Source organism: Oceanicaulis sp. LC35 (genome assembly GCF_052055585.1).
Classification (GTDB): Bacteria; Pseudomonadota; Alphaproteobacteria; order Caulobacterales; family Maricaulaceae; genus Oceanicaulis.
On the sequence record NZ_CP170485.1, the window covers coordinates 2,299,752 to 2,314,307 of the forward strand.

14 protein-coding genes are annotated in these 14,556 nt (G+C 63.4%); 4 read left to right on the plus strand and 10 right to left on the minus strand.

Annotated features, from left to right (window positions below):
* Nucleotides 1-16: 16 nt before the first annotated feature.
* Entirely contained in the window at nt 17-1,084 is a 1,068-nt protein-coding gene (locus ACFELO_RS11075) for an acyltransferase family protein (RefSeq protein ID WP_440957824.1), read from the minus strand.
* A 211-nt stretch (nt 1,085-1,295) separates the two neighbouring features.
* Here ACFELO_RS11075 and recR point away from each other — a divergent pair, with 211 nt between their 5' ends.
* A complete protein-coding gene (gene recR, locus ACFELO_RS11080; RefSeq protein WP_440957825.1) occupies nt 1,296-1,892 on the plus strand; it encodes a recombination mediator RecR in 597 nt (198 codons plus the stop codon).
* 183 nt (nt 1,893-2,075) lie between these two features.
* Complete coding sequence (locus ACFELO_RS11085; RefSeq protein WP_440957826.1) at nt 2,076-3,080, plus strand: alpha/beta hydrolase; 1,005 nt, start codon at nt 2,076-2,078, stop codon at nt 3,078-3,080.
* Here the strand turns inward: ACFELO_RS11085 and ACFELO_RS11090 are convergent, their stop codons facing one another.
* From ACFELO_RS11090 to ACFELO_RS11100, 3 genes are all read right to left on the minus strand, one after another.
* Complete coding sequence (locus ACFELO_RS11090; RefSeq protein ID WP_440957827.1) at nt 3,081-4,094, minus strand: sensor domain-containing diguanylate cyclase; 1,014 nt, start codon at nt 4,092-4,094, stop codon at nt 3,081-3,083.
* 93 nt (nt 4,095-4,187) lie between these two features.
* On the minus strand, nt 4,188-4,976 hold the full coding sequence (locus ACFELO_RS11095) for a C40 family peptidase (protein ID WP_440957828.1): 789 nt from the start codon (nt 4,974-4,976) through the stop codon (nt 4,188-4,190).
* A 10-nt stretch (nt 4,977-4,986) separates the two neighbouring features.
* Nucleotides 4,987-6,360, minus strand: a complete 1,374-nt coding sequence (locus ACFELO_RS11100; protein ID WP_440959918.1) for a leucyl aminopeptidase family protein — start codon at nt 6,358-6,360, stop codon at nt 4,987-4,989.
* Between the two features lie 157 nt (nt 6,361-6,517).
* Between ACFELO_RS11100 and ACFELO_RS11105 the strand changes: the two genes are divergently transcribed.
* A complete protein-coding gene (locus ACFELO_RS11105) occupies nt 6,518-7,351 on the plus strand; it encodes a tetratricopeptide repeat protein (protein ID WP_440957829.1) in 834 nt (277 codons plus the stop codon).
* Nucleotides 7,352-7,356: 5 nt separating this feature from the next.
* Complete coding sequence (locus ACFELO_RS11110; RefSeq protein ID WP_440957830.1) at nt 7,357-8,130, plus strand: class I SAM-dependent methyltransferase; 774 nt, start codon at nt 7,357-7,359, stop codon at nt 8,128-8,130.
* Here ACFELO_RS11110 and ACFELO_RS11115 read toward each other — a convergent pair.
* The 6 genes from ACFELO_RS11115 to ACFELO_RS11140 form a co-directional block, all read right to left on the minus strand.
* Entirely contained in the window at nt 8,127-8,624 is a 498-nt protein-coding gene (locus ACFELO_RS11115) for a hypothetical protein (RefSeq protein ID WP_440957831.1), read from the minus strand. The two genes, ACFELO_RS11110 and ACFELO_RS11115, sit on opposite strands and share 4 nt — an antisense overlap.
* A 69-nt stretch (nt 8,625-8,693) precedes the next feature.
* Nucleotides 8,694-9,674 carry a type II secretion system F family protein gene (locus ACFELO_RS11120; protein ID WP_440957832.1) on the minus strand — a complete coding sequence of 327 codons (981 nt, stop codon included), beginning with the start codon at nt 9,672-9,674 and terminating at the stop codon, nt 8,694-8,696.
* 9 nt (nt 9,675-9,683) lie between these two features.
* Entirely contained in the window at nt 9,684-10,679 is a 996-nt protein-coding gene (locus tag ACFELO_RS11125; RefSeq protein WP_440957833.1) for a type II secretion system F family protein, read from the minus strand.
* Nucleotides 10,680-10,682: 3 nt separating this feature from the next.
* Complete coding sequence (locus ACFELO_RS11130) at nt 10,683-12,230, minus strand: ATPase, T2SS/T4P/T4SS family (protein WP_440957834.1); 1,548 nt, start codon at nt 12,228-12,230, stop codon at nt 10,683-10,685.
* Between the two features lie 9 nt (nt 12,231-12,239).
* Nucleotides 12,240-13,886 carry an AAA family ATPase gene (locus ACFELO_RS11135; RefSeq protein WP_440957835.1) on the minus strand — a complete coding sequence of 549 codons (1,647 nt, stop codon included), beginning with the start codon at nt 13,884-13,886 and terminating at the stop codon, nt 12,240-12,242.
* A 12-nt stretch (nt 13,887-13,898) separates the two neighbouring features.
* Entirely contained in the window at nt 13,899-14,555 is a 657-nt protein-coding gene (locus tag ACFELO_RS11140; RefSeq protein WP_440957836.1) for a CpaD family pilus assembly protein, read from the minus strand.
* Between the last annotated feature and the right edge of the window lies 1 nt (nt 14,556).

The window sequence follows — 14,556 nt, forward strand, 5'->3', positions numbered from 1 at the left end:
CTCCCAGCGTGCGCCCTCAGCGCTTGCGTCGGATCAACAAGCCCAGCGCCACTTTGCGTCCGGGCTTTTCTACGACTTCATAGACAATCGCGGCGCCGACAAACGTCATAAGCATTACCGGGACCACCCAGAACACCGGAACGGAATCCGCCGGATACCCGAAGGCTTTCTCGATCACGCTGAAACATGTCATCTCGAAGAAGGCATGGATCATGTAGAGCGAGTACGAGATTTTCCCCAGATAGACCAAGCCCTCATAGGGCAGGCCAAGCCGCGTGCGCTGTTGCGTGGGAGATTGCTCGTCACCTTCCAGCCAGTACAGGCTGGCGATGAGGACCGGGAAGACCAGCGTCATGTATACGGACGCATCCCAGACTGAGAACATCACCAGCGACGCCAGAACCGAGCCTGCGCCAAGAAGTCTGATGACAGTTTCCGAGGGCCGGGACAGGGAGCGGACCACCATATAGGTCCAGCCGCCAATCAGGAATTCAGGCAGGATCCTGAGGATCGAGAAGTCATAGGTCAAATGCACCAGGGGACGCCCGACCCATTCCCGGGCGATGATCGCCAGGAGGCTCAGAAGGATGAAGGCGGCCAGCCCGACGATCCACAACCTGAACCGATGTACGAACAGGGCGATCATCGGGAAAAGCGCATAGGCGAACATTTCCGCCGAAATTGACCATGAGGGATAATTGAAGCTCAGCCCTCCGCTCACCCCCCAGGCATGCAGCATCAGAATATTGATCAGGAAATGGTAGGCGGTGAATGTCTCCGGCAGGGCGCGAAGGCCTGCGGCGGCTGAGGCGACGAACAGTCCTGCAATCAGGACCGTTGTCACCAAATGGACGGGGTAGAGCCTGGCGAACCGCTTCTTGATGAAGTCGGAGAAGCTGAAGCGCCCAGCCTCAAAGCTCTCAAAATACACCAGAAAAATAATGAAGCCGCTCAGATAGAAGAACAGGTCCACGGCCAGGAACCCGTTCGCCACCAGGGTGACGCTTTCAAGGTCGACGTCGAAATGCTTGGCGAAGTGATACAGAACCACCCAGCTGGCCGCGACACCCCGTAAAACCGTCAAGGTACGGATTTCCTGTGGCTTTATCGCTTCACCCGCCATCGCCCGCCCCCGTGAATGGCCTGTCCCCATGAGTTGCAATCACTTAAGCGCTCCCTGTGCATAGGGACAAGGCGTAATACGAGACGAGATGGCTCTGGAATGGCCGCCCATATAGCCTTGGCCCGTCCCGCGCCCTACCCTCACACCAGTGATTCCCTGCGTTGAGGCCTTCATGTCCGCTGGTCCTGAAATCGAGCGTCTGATCCAGCTCTTGTCCAAACTGCCCGGCCTGGGGCCGCGCTCGGCAAGGCGCGCTTCACTGTCGCTGTTACAAAAGCGCGATCAGCTGATGAAGCCCCTGGCCGAAGCCATGGCGGATGCGGCCGAGAAGATCAGCGCCTGCACCGAATGCGGCAATCTCGATGTCACCGATCCGTGCGCGGTGTGCCGCGATCATCGCCGCGATGACAGCGTGATCTGCGTGGTCGAAACCGTTGGCGATCTGTGGGCGCTCGAACGCGCCGGCGCCTTCAAGGGCCGTTATCATGTGCTGGGCGGCGTCCTGTCAGCGCTCGATGGCGTGGGGCCTGAAGACCTTAATGTCGCCAAGCTGATCGAGCGGGCGAACCGCGAGGAGGTGAAAGAGATCATCCTGGCGCTCAACGCCACGGTGGATGGCCAGACCACCGCCCATTTCCTCGCCGACAAGCTGGCGGACGCCAGCGTCGACATCACCTCGCTGGCGCGCGGCGTGCCGGTGGGCGGTGAGCTGGACTATCTCGATGACGGCACGCTGACGGCGGCCTTCAGATCACGGCGCCCGGCTTAGCCCTTATCTTTCCATTCCCTATTTCCTCTTTCCCCGCCCAGGCGGGCACCCAGAGCCGGATACGCGGCGGCCTATGATCTCTAGGCCCCGGCCTTCGCCGGGGAAGAGGATGAGGATGCTGAAACCGCGCTTGATCTTGGCGGCCAACCCGCCTGTCATGGCGCTCCAACCCAGGAGCCTGCCATGACCCGTCGCACATCCCATCCCGCCGGAACGCTGACCCGCATTTCGGTGCAGTCGAAATTGCTGGAGGGCAATCTTCTGGGTGACCCCACGGTGCGGGAAATCGATGTGTATGTCCCCCACGGCCACGACGGATCGGGCCTGCCGCTTCTGGTGGACCTGACCGGCTATACCGGCTCGGGCCTCAGCCATACGGCGTGGAAGAATTTTGGAGAGAACGTGCCCGAGCGCCTCGACCGGCTGATCGGGGATGGCGTGCTGCCACCCGTCGTGGTGGCGTTTCCGGACTGCTTCACCCGGCTGGGTGGCAATCAGTACATCAACTCATCGGCCATGGGCCCGTGGGAGGACGTTCTGATCACCGAATTCGTGCCGGCGGTGGAAAGCCGGTTCAAGTGCGGCGGTGCGGGCAAGCGCGGCGTGTTCGGCAAAAGCTCGGGCGGGTATGGCTCCATTGTCCATGCGCTCAGGCATAATGACTTCTGGGCGGCGGCGGCCTGTCACTCGGGCGATATGGAGTTCGAGCTGTGCTATGCGTGCGACTTCCCGGCCGCGCTTCGGGCCCTCGCCAAACATGGCTCGGTTGAGGCCTTCATCCATCAGCTGGAGACCAGCGAGAAGCCCAAGGGCGATGACATTCACGCCCTGATGACCTTCGCCATGGCCGCCACCTATGATCCCGATCCCAGCCAGCCCTTCGGCGTGCGCCTTCCGGTGACACTCGATACGTGCGAGCGCATTGAAGACCTCTGGAACAACTGGCTCGCCTGGGACCCGCTCACGCTGGTGGAGACCCATTACGAAGGGCTCAAGGGGATGAAAGCCCTCTTCATCGATTGCGGAGATGTGGACCAGTACAATCTGGTCTATGGCGCGCGTCGCCTGCATCGGCGGCTTGATGAACTGGGCGTCGCCCACCGCTATGAGGAATTCCCCGACAATCACTCCGGCATCGATTACCGCATGGATGTCAGCCTGCCCTGGCTGGCGAAGGCCTTGTCGTGATCAGGCCGTGCCGGGATAGAAAGTGTTGATGACCTGACCGACTTCCACCCGGTTCCTGCCGCCTGACTTGGCCTGGTAGAGCGCCCGGTCCGCCAGCTCGATCAGCTCTTCCGGCGACAGGGCGTAGGAGAAGAGCGGCGCCACGCCGAAGCTGGCGGTAATCTCCAGATATTCGCCATCGGGGCCCGTCAGGGCCAGGCGCTCAATGGCGCGCCGACAACGCTCCGCCGCCACCACAGCCTGGTCCAGAGCACATTCGGTAAACAGGATGGCGAATTCCTCGCCGCCAATACGCCCCAGCTTGGAGCCGGCGCGCAGCTCGGTCTGGCAGGCGGCGATCACGCTGCGGATCACCACATCCCCGACCGGGTGGCCATAGGCATCGTTGATCCGCTTGAAACGGTCGATATCAAACAGGGCGATGCATAACAGGTTGGCGTTTCGCGCCGCACGCTGGATCTCTTCCTTGACCATCGACACCCAGTTGTGGCGCGCCATCACCCCGGTCAACTGATCGCTGCCCGCCTGAATGCGCAGTTCAAGCTCATCCACGACGAGCTGGGCGAACTTGCCAAGTATCTTGAGATCGCGCGCCGAAAACTCACGGGGCCGCGTATCCATCACGCACAGCGTGCCCACCTGATAGCCATCCGGGCTGACCAGCGGAATGCCCACATAGGCGCGCAGATGCGCCTCGCCCGTAACCAGCGGATTGGCGCTGAAGCGGGGATCCTGGGTCGCGTCGGTCACGACCATCGGCTCTTCCTGCTGGATGGCGTAATGGCAGAAGGCGATGTCCCGTGCAGTTTCACACACATCCAGCCCGCGCTGGGCCTTGAACCATTGCCGGTCCGCATCCACGAGACTGACTGCACAGATCGGCACTTCGAGGATGTCCTCAACCAGCGAGACGACCGTCTCGAACGGTCGTTCGATATCGGTGTCCAGCACCTGATAGCGGCGCAACGCCTCCAGACGCCCGGTCTCGTCACCCAGTTTCACCTTGCCGAGCAAGGGCGCCTCCATCCACTAGGGCTGTAGTGTCATTATGCCCCAGAATGACGGCTTCAGGTTTGATCAAGCTTTAATCAAGAGAACCGAATTGTGTCAGCCCAGACGGTAAATCCCGTTGATCGGCGCATAGTTGAAGGCGATCCGCTTGGCGGCGCGGGACAGGTTCTCCTTCACCGCCAGCATGTGATGGCCGTTGGCGTGCAGCAGAGTCTGACCGTCGGTCATGACGCCCACATGCCCCGGCCAGAACACCAGATCCCCGCGCTGCAGGCCGCTGAAGTCATCGGTGATTTCAACCGCACGACCCTGCTGTTTCGCCCAGGCCTCCTGCGGCCCTGAATCGCGCGGAATATAGCGCCCCGCCGCTTCCATGGCCGTCTGGATCAGCCCCGAGCAATCCAGGCCCAGGCTTTCCTTGCCCCCCCACAGATAGGGCGTGTGCTCGAACCGTTCCGCCACAGCGACCCAGTCCGCCTCCACCGGCTCGCCCACAGCCCTGAGATGGTCTTCCAGCACCCAGCCCATGCGTTGGGCTTCCAGAAACCGGCCCTCGCGACGGGCGCCGACGATCTTGGCGTTCATGGAGATCAGCGCCAGCGGCTCGCTCTTCATGTCCGGCTGGGCATAGACATAGGTGCGCAGCGTCTTGACCGTGTGAGTGGGGATAAGCGCCGGCTCGGCCAGCGCCTCCATTTTCACCCAGCCCTCATAGCCATCCAGCGCCGCCACGCCCTGCGCCCAGCCATCCACATGGTCATGCACATGAAAGACCTCGCCCGCCAGCATCTGCGTCTCGCGCGCGCCATCCCGCGAAGGGGATTTACGTAGCGGCGTCGAGCTGGCGATCACCTGGAACGGAGTGCTGGTCGGGGCGTCGCTCATCCGGGAGATCCTAGCCTTTGAAACGGGATTTCAGATACTCGTACACGGCGCGACCGGCGAGCATTTCACCCCCTTGCGGGCGCCCCGGCCGCGCAGACGGCGTCCAGCCGAAAATGTCAAAATGCGCCCATTCCTTCGCGTCCGATCCAAAGCGGCGCAGGAACAGAGCCGCCGTGATCGAGCCGGCGAATTTGCCGTTGCCGGTGGAGCTGAGATCCGCGATCGGGCTGTCCATCCACTCGTCATACCGGTTCCACAGCGGCAGCCGCCAGACCGGGTCGTCAATGCGCGCGCCCGCCTCGAACACCCCTTCGGCGATGGCGTCCACATCTGTGTAGAAGGGCGCCACATCCGGGCCCATGGCCACACGCGCCGCCCCGGTCAGGGTCGCCATGTCGATCAACAGATCAGGCTCGCTCTCACAGGCCCGGGTGATGGCGTCGGCCAGAACCAGACGCCCCTCGGCGTCGGTATTGCCCACTTCAACAGTCAGGCCCTTGCGGCTGTGCAGAATGTCGCTCGGGCGGAAGGCGTTGCCCGAAATTGCGTTTTCAACCGCCGGGATCAGCACGTGCAGGCGGACCGGCAGTTTGGCGTCCATGATCATGGACGCGAGGCCCAGAACGGTTGCAGAGCCGCCCATATCCTTCTTCATCAGAAGCATGCCGTCAGCGGGTTTGATGTCGAGGCCGCCGGAGTCAAAGCAAACACCCTTGCCCACCAGCGCCAGGCGCGGATGGCTCTCATCGCCCCACTCAAACTCGATCAGGCGCGGCGCGTCATCCGCAGCCCGACCTACGGCGTGGATCATGGGATAATTCTGCTCCAGAAGATCATCGCCCGTAATCACGCTGAAGTTCGCGCCATGTGCCTCGGCCAACTCGCGCGCAGCTGCTTCCAGATTGGACGGCAGCATGTCGCCCGCCGGGGTGTTGATCAGGTCGCGGGTCAGCTTGACGCCGCGCGACACACGCTCGGCCTCGGCCACATCACAGCCTTGCGGCGCCACCAGCCGCGCCGGAGCGCGCTTGGCCGATTTGTAGCGGGTGAACTGATAGCTGCCGAGCGCGAAGGCGATCGCCGTCTGGGTCGCGTCCCAGCCCTTGGGCAGGCCGTCATAGCCCCAGTCGCCTTCCGGCAGGGCCAGCGCCGCGCCTGCCGCCTCGAAGGGTGATTTCCCCATCCCGGCGCCGACCAGCGCATCAAGTCCGGCTTCCCCCGGAAGCATCACCACTTGCCCCGGCCCGCCTTCAAACCCGCTCGCACGCGCATGCGCCGCGCTGGCGTCGCTCAGTCGCGCCAGCTCCGCATCCAGATCGGTCAGCGTTACGAGACGCGCCGTACGGGCGAAATCCGAAGGAGAAGCAAACAGATCCGTCATGATACGTCTTCCACTCAAAGGCTTGCGGCGAGCGCGTGATCGCGCCTCAACGCGGGTAAGGTGAACGCCGGGGAAACGTTAACGACTTCTTGACCGGCGCACAGGCATGCTCTGCCCCCTACAGATAGAGGCAAAGCGCCTGTCAGCAAAAAGGTAGAGCATGGCCAGCCCGTCCCCTGCAATCGTCGCACTGAGCTTGAGCGCGTGTTTGCTGGTTTTGACCGGCTGCGCGACCCATGCCGAACTGCAGCCGACCGAGCAGGAAGCCGAGCTGACCGAGACGCTTCAGGCGCGCTCGATCGCCCCGGCCACCGCGCAGGAGCGCGAGGCCATCCACAATCAGGATTTGCTGACCCAGGCCGCCTTCTGGGCGGAAGCCTATGAGCTGAACCCCGGCGATCGGGAAGCGGCCTTTGAATTGTCCTCTGTACTGCGCCTGCTGGGCTCCACACAGCGCTCGGCGGAAGTGGCGCGTCAGGCGCTGGCTCTCTACCCCGACGATCAGGAGCTTCTGAGCGCCTATGGCATGGCGCTGACGGCGGATGGTCGCGGCGCGCAGGCCGTGGAATATCTGATGCGGGCCGTGAATGCGGGCGCGCCGGACTGGCGGCTCGTGAACACGCTGGGCGTGGCGCTGGAACAGAGCGGTCGGCCCGAGCAGGCGCGCGCCCGCTTCATGGAAGCGCTGGGCATGCAGCCGGGCGAGCCTGCGGTCATGAACAATCTCGCCCTGTCCCACCTTTTGGCGGGGGAGCCCGAACGCGCCGAAACCGTCTTGCGCCAGGCCATGCAGAATGTCACCGCAGGCCCCGAAGTGCGCCAGAATCTGGCGATGGCGCTGGCCCTGCAAGGCCGGTTCGATGAAGCGCGTGAAATCGCGCTGATCGATTCAACGCCGGAAATGGCGGAAGCCAATCTTGATTACATCCGCAATCTGATGAGCAGCCCGCGCAGCTGGGAGCAGTTGCGCCGCTCCGAAGCGCTGGGCGGCTAGGGCCCGTGACGTCCGGAACGCTCGAGCGTAGCGCCGCCTATTGGAACAAGCAGGCCGCCAGTGAAGAACGCTGGAGCGTGCCCGTTGACGCCGCCGCCATTGCGCGCGCCCGTGAAGGCGACTGGTCCATCATCCTGACACCGGACAAGACCGTCCCGCGCGGTTGGTTCCCCGCAGACCTGTCAGACACGCGCCTGCTCGCTCTGGCGGGCTCAGGCGGACAGCAGGCGCCGGTGCTGGCGGCCGCCGGCGCACAGGTGACCGTATTTGATTTGTCAGAAGGCCAGTTGAGCAAGGACCGGCAGGTGGCGGACCGCGACGGGCTGGATCTGCGGATCGAGCAGGGCGACATGGCGGACCTGTCCCGCTTTGAAGACGCCAGCTTTGATCTTGTGGTGAACCCGTGTTCAGTCTGCTTCGTCGCCGAGGTCGAGCCGGTCTGGCGCGAAGTCTCACGCGTGCTGCGCCCGGGCGGACGACTGATGACGGGCTTCATCAATCCCCTGTTCTTCCTGTTCGATCATGACACCCCGGGGGCGGACCGTTTGCAGGCGCAATTCCCCCTGCCCTATGACAGCAACAGCCCCGAACTGAGAGACCGCGCCCTCGCGCTGGGCGTGGATGAATTCAGCCACAGCCTCGACACGCTGATCGGCGGACAGATGCGGGCAGGCCTGCACCTGATCGACATGTATGAAGACAACTGGCCCGGCGCTGATCTTGCAATCGACGCGCTAACCCCGCTTTACATCGCCACGCTGGCGCAAAAGCCGCTCTAGACGTCCTTGACGTCCGGCGGCGGCGCCATGGGCGGCGGGGCGATCTGGACTTCCTCGACCTTTTTCAGCGGGAAGCGGGTCTTCAGCCACTGGCTGACCATGATCTGGTCAAAGCGGAAATCCTCCGCCTCTTCGCGCAGCTCGGCGGGGGCTCGACCATCCTTGGACGCCTCGATCGCACGGTAGAGCGCATACAGGCGCAGATAGCCCTTGTCGTCCTTGCTCAGCGAGGTCTCATCGAGCCCGGCGCAGACTTCCAAAAGCTTAGCGTTGCCGGAACGGCGCTTGCCGCTGGCCAGCTCGACGACCGCCATGGCGAGCGCAGGCTTCCAGCCGCCATCCGCGAATTTGAGCTTCTTGGGAACAGCGGACAATTCCTGACGCGCGCGCGTCAGATCGCCTTCCGCCAAGGCGTCCAGGGCATGATCCGCCGCCTGATCCGCAATGCGGATGGCCTCACGGCGCTTGGCCACAGCCTTTTCACCACCGAACATGCCTAAACGGCTCCCTCAGAACGCGACGTCCTGACCTAACGCAGAACGAAGGCGCCAGACTAGCTGGGCTTACATGTTTTGAAAACTGATCGCGGCGGGGCCGATGATCACGACGAACAGCACAGGCAGGAAGAACAGGATCATGGGCACCGTCAGCTTGGCCGGCAGCGCCGCCGCCTTCTTTTCGGCATTGCTCATGCGCATGTCGCGGTTTTCCTTGGCCATCACGCGCAGGGCCTGCCCCAGCGGCGTACCATAACGCTCGGCCTGGATCAGCGCGGTGGCCACCGCCTTCACGCCCGGCAGATTGGTCCGCATGCCCAGATTCTCGAACGCCGAGCGCCGGTCCTGCAGGTAAGCAAGCTCGGCATTGGTCAGCGACAGCTCTTCAGCCAGCTCGATGGAATTCGTGCCGATCTCCGCGGCGACCTTGTGCAGGGCCGCCTCGATGGACATGCCCGCCTCCACGCAGATCAGCAGCAGATCGAGCGAATCCGGGAAGGCCTGCATGATCGAGTCGCGCCGCTTGGCCGCCTTGTTCGACAGGTAGATGCCCGGCGCATAATAGCCCAGAACCGCCAGCACCATCACGATGGTCAGACGCTGCATCACCGGCAGGCCGAAATCATTGACCACCCACAAGTAGAAAAAGCCCAACAGCCCCATGAAGGGCGGGATCGCAAATCGAGCGAAATAGAAGGCATAGACCGGGCCCTGACCGCGATAGCCGGCCTGGATCAGCTTGGTCTTCAGGTTCGCATCTTCCAGCAGCGTGGCCAGATTGAGCTTCTCAACGACCTTGCGATAGAGCGAGCGCGTATCCTTGCCGCGCAAGCCGCCCTTCTTCTCGCTGACCGACTTCTCAAGCTCCTCGCGCGCCTTTCGACGCAGTTCCTCACGCCGGTTAGAGACCGCCTTCATGCGCTTGTTCAGGGTATCGCCACCCATGGCCGGCGCGGACAGCGTCCAGACCGTTGCAAAGACGAGCCCGGCTGCGATGACGGCGAACAGGTTCGCCGGGGTCACGATCCACTGGATAAAGTCTTCCATGATCGCCCCCTACATCTTGAAATTGATCATGCTGCGCATGACCAGAATGCCGGTGAGCATCCAGACGCCCCCGCCCAGCAACAGGAAATGCCCTGTCGGCGTGGTCAGAAGCGGCGTCATGTAATCAGGCGACATGATCGACACCATTACGCCCACGCCCGGCGGCAAGGAACCGATGATCCAGGCGGAGGCCTTGGCCTCTGACGAAAGCGCCCCGACCTTCTCGCGCATCATCTTGCGCGCACGCAGAACGGCGGACAGGTTGTTCAGGGCCTCGGCGAGGTTGCCGCCGGTCTTTTGCTGGATGGCCAGCACGGTGGTGAAGAAGGACAGTTCAGGCAATGGCATGCGGCGGTGCATGCGGCGCATGCCCTCTTCCACATCCACACCCACGGACAAGCCTTCCACCAGCAGCTGGAATTCCTGCTTCACCGGAGCCTCGCCTTCCTGAGCGATGATCTTCAGCGTCTCGTTCAAGGGCAGGCCGGATTTGACGCCGCGCACGATGATGTCGAGCGCATCGGCGAAATTCTCGGTGAACTTCTTCTGCCGCCCCTTGCGCATCATGCCCAGAACCCAGCGCGGCAGGCCCAGCCCGGCGACGACGGCCGCGGCCAGCGCGAACACGACATTAAGCCCGGTGACCACCACCATGAAGGCGGCGACAAAGCCTAAAATGGCGGAGAATATCCAGAATTGCGTCGGCCCGGTCTTGAACAGACCCGCCTGGTCCAGACGCGCCCGCAAGGTCAGCGACTTCTTGCGCTCGGCTTTCTGGCTGTCTTCCAGCTCTTTCAGGCCATCCTGAATCTGACGGCGCTTCTGGGCGGCGGCGTCCACGGCGCCGCCCCGACGACGCGTGTGCTGCACCGGGCCGCCCACAGCCCCTTCGAGCCGCGCCTTGCGCGCCTTTTCCTCGCTGGAGCCGACAAACACCCAGCCGATCCCCGCCACGGCGAAGAAGGCGCATCCGGCGGCCACATAGAGGGCGAGATCGGGCGACATGGCTTAGGCCTCCGAAGCGTCGAGCGCGGCGGCCAGCTGGGCGTCGAGACCAAAGTAACGCGCCCGCTCCCAGAAATTCGGACGGGCTATGCCGGTGGAGACGTGACGACCGGCGATGTCGCCGTTCTCGTCTTCGCCGGTGATCTCGTACAGGAACAGGTCCTGAGTAATGATCACATCGCCTTCCATGCCCAGCACTTCGGTGATGTGAGTGATCTTGCGCGAGCCGTCGCGCAGGCGCGCGGCCTGGATGATCACGTCGATCGAACCCGAGATCATCTCGCGGATTGTCTTGGTGGGCAGGTTGTAGCCGCCCATGGTGATCATGGATTCAATACGCGACAGCGCCTCGCGCGGCGAGTTGGCGTGCAGCGTGCCCATCGAGCCATCGTGGCCCGTGTTCATCGCCTGCAGGAGGTCGAAGGCTTCCGAGCCGCGCACCTCGCCCACGATGATCCGTTCAGGACGCATCCGCAGACAGTTCTTCACCAGATCGCGCATGGTGACCTGGCCCTGCCCCTCAAGGTTGGGCGGGCGGGTCTCGAGCCGCACGACGTGAGGCTGTTGCAACTGAAGTTCGGCAGCGTCTTCACAGGTGATGATGCGCTCATCCTCACCAATGAAGCCGGTCAGACAGTTCAGAAGAGTGGTTTTACCCGAACCCGTACCCCCGGAGATCAGAACGTTGGCGCGGCAGGCGCCGATGATCTCGAGAATGCGCGCGCCCTCGGGCGAGATCGAACCGAACTCGACCAGGTTGGAGAGCTTGAGCTTGTCTTTCTTGAATTTCCGGATGGTCAGCGTCGGGCCATCCAGCGCCAGCGGCGGCGCGATGACGTTCACCCGGCTGCCATCGGCGAGACGGGCGTCACAGATCGGCGAGCTTTCATCTACCCGGCGGCCCACCTGGGACACGATCCGCTGACAGATATTCATCAGCTGGCCGTTATCGCGGAAACGGATATTGGTCTTCTGGACCTTGCCCTTCACCTCGATGAACACATCGCCTGCGCCATTGACCATGATGTCGGCGATGTCGTCGCGTTCCAGAAGCGGCTCGAGCGGGCCATAACCCAGCACATCGTTACAGATGTCCTGAAGCAGTTGCTCCTGCTCGGCGATGGACATGGCCACGTTCTTGATCGAGATGATCTCGGTGACGATGTCGCGAATTTCATCGCGCGCGGTTTCATTATCCAGACGCGCCAGCTGCCCCAGATCGATCGTGTCGATCAGCGCGTTGAAGATGGTGGTCTTGACCGCATAGTACTCAGCTGACCGCTCAGCCCCGATCGAGGCGACCGGGGTGGCTGCACGCGCTGCAGGCTTCGCCTTGGTCGGCGCCGCGGCGGCGGCTTTCGGCTTTGATGTGCTGGCGGCGGGAACGACCGGTGCGGACGGCGCGCTGGTTGTCTTGGCCGGTGCAGGACTGGGCGACGGCACACGCGCCTTGGTCGCAACGCCGCCCGCACCGCCCTGAGCCGGGCGTGCGGCGCCGCCGCCGAACTGGCGGGGCGGGGTTTGCGTTCCGGTGGGGCGCTTTCCGAACATCGCTATGCGTTAGCCTTTGCCCAAGAGTGAACCGAACAGGGATTTGCGGCGCGGCGCAGCCGGGGCGCGCCCCGTCAGCTGGGCGGCCAGGTGTGCGAACCCGTCAGACGCCTTGGACTTGGGATCCACCTCGGCGATCATCTGGCCGTTATTGGCGGCCTTGCCGAACAGCGCCGGCTCGAACGGCAACACCAGCGCAGGCGCAGCCCCCAGAGCGTCGGAGAAATCCTTGAGCGGAATGTCCGGCTTCTTCGGACAGCCGGCCATGTTCACCACCACCTTGGGCGGCTCGTCATTGGGACGGGCGTTCTGAACAAGATCAAACAGGTTCTTGGCGTTGCGCAGGCTGGCGAGGTCCGGTGTCACCGTGACCACGACCTGATCCGCGCTCAAAAGCGTATGGCGCACCCAGGGGCTCCAGGCGTGCGGCAGATCAAGCGCGATGAACGGCGCCTGACGGCGCACCTTGTCCAGAACGGTCTCGAAGGCGTCCGGCTGGAAGTCCCAGTCCCGTTCCAGCGTAGCCGGCGCAGAGAACAGGCTGAGCCGCTCGGTGCACCGCACCAGCAGGCGGTCGAGCAGCGCATCATCAAGCCGGTCCGGCTCTTCAAGCGCCTGGGCGATGGTCTGGGCAGGGTCCTGATTGAAATCGAGACCGGCCGTGCCGAAGGACAGGTCGAGATCGACCAGAACCGCGTCAGAGCGCAGACCTTCAGTCATCTGCCAGGCGACATTATGCGCGATCGTGGAGGACCCCACGCCGCCCTTGGCGCCAATGAAGGCGATGGAGCGACCTGCGAACGGTGCTTCAGGATCAAGGAACAGGCCCGAAATCGTCGAGATCAGGTGTAACGGGGTCATCGGCGGCACGAGATACTCGCTCACCCCGCGCTTGATCAGCTCGCGATAGAGCGTGATGTCATTGGCTGCGCCAATGATGATGACCTTGGTGTCGCCGTCCACGACAGCGGCCAGCTCTTCAAGCTGCTGGAACAGCTCCCGTCCGCGCATGCCGGTCTCAAGGATCAGCAGTTCGGGCGTGCTTTCGTCATGAAAGCGCTCGATGGCGCCAGACAGACCGCCCAGCTCGACCGTGACATGGGTGCGCGCCATGCGACGGTCATCAGCGGCGTGATGGATCAGGCGCCCGGTCTCGGGGCTTTCGCAGAAAGCGTGAATGGCGATCCGCGGAACAGGCTGGTTCAACAGGGATTCATCAGGGCTGGATACCGCCGCGATCTCGCCGCTCATCCCGCTCGCGGAGAGCGGAGAGGTTAGAGGCAAGCCGTCGTCTTCACCAAAGGGATCGACTTCGGGAGCCTGACGCACGGGCGCAGACGCCTGCGGAGCCGCCGGGCGCATCGGCGCCGCCGGTTCATATCCGCCAAAATCGTCGTCATAGTCAGAATGCCGGTTGGCGTCCGCCAGGCGCGCCCCGAAAGGCCGACCGCCCGGAGCATCGCTCAGCGGGGCGTCGCTTACATCGCCAAAGCCGTCCTCTTCGCCCAACAGGCGACGCTCGATGCTTTCAGCGTCAAGAAAAGGATCTTCAGGCGCTTGTTCAAGCGGCTCCAGAGGCGCGTAGGCGTCATCGGAGACAAACTCGTCAGCCGCGTCGAAGGACTCATCTTCAAAGGCGTCAGCGGTGCGGTTCATAGCCATACCCTGTTAATTGCCGACCGAAGAGCTGACGGCGCCGCTCTCCCGGTTGGAACGCTGGCTGGCGGTGGTCTCGCCCTGCCGGTAGCGATCAAGAACGGTCTGTCGACGTGAGGTGTCCGGCGCATCCTGAGTGCGCGGCGCCACCAGATCACGCGGATCAGCGACCATGTTCGCAAGATTGTTTGCGGTCGCGCAGCCAAAGCGCGGCCAGTCCTGGTTCGGGCGCGCACGCGCCATGTCGTTCCAGGCCGTTTCGCATTCCGGCGCCATCGCCTGATAGCGCGTGAAGGAAAAGATCACGGGCGCGCTGACACGGCCGCCAGCTTCATAGGCGCCGCCTGCGATCTGGCGCCAGTCCAGACCAGCTTCGTACAGTCGGGTGCGGGCTTCTGCGATCGCGCTGATGGCGGCGTCTGCATTGCCAGCGTTCTGCGGATAGGAAATGACGAGCGGGCCATGGCCCCGCGCCTTGTACTCGGTCGCCACGGCCTCGATCACATCGATCTGGTTCCAGGTGAGACCATTATCGAGCGCGCTGACATCCATGCTGACGCGCACGGTTTCCGGCGCAGCGGTGGCGCGCGGCAGCGGTTGCGGCGCAGCGGCGCAAGCCGCAAGGGACAGGGCGCTCAGGGCCAGCAGGGCTTTGAAGACAGATTTCATC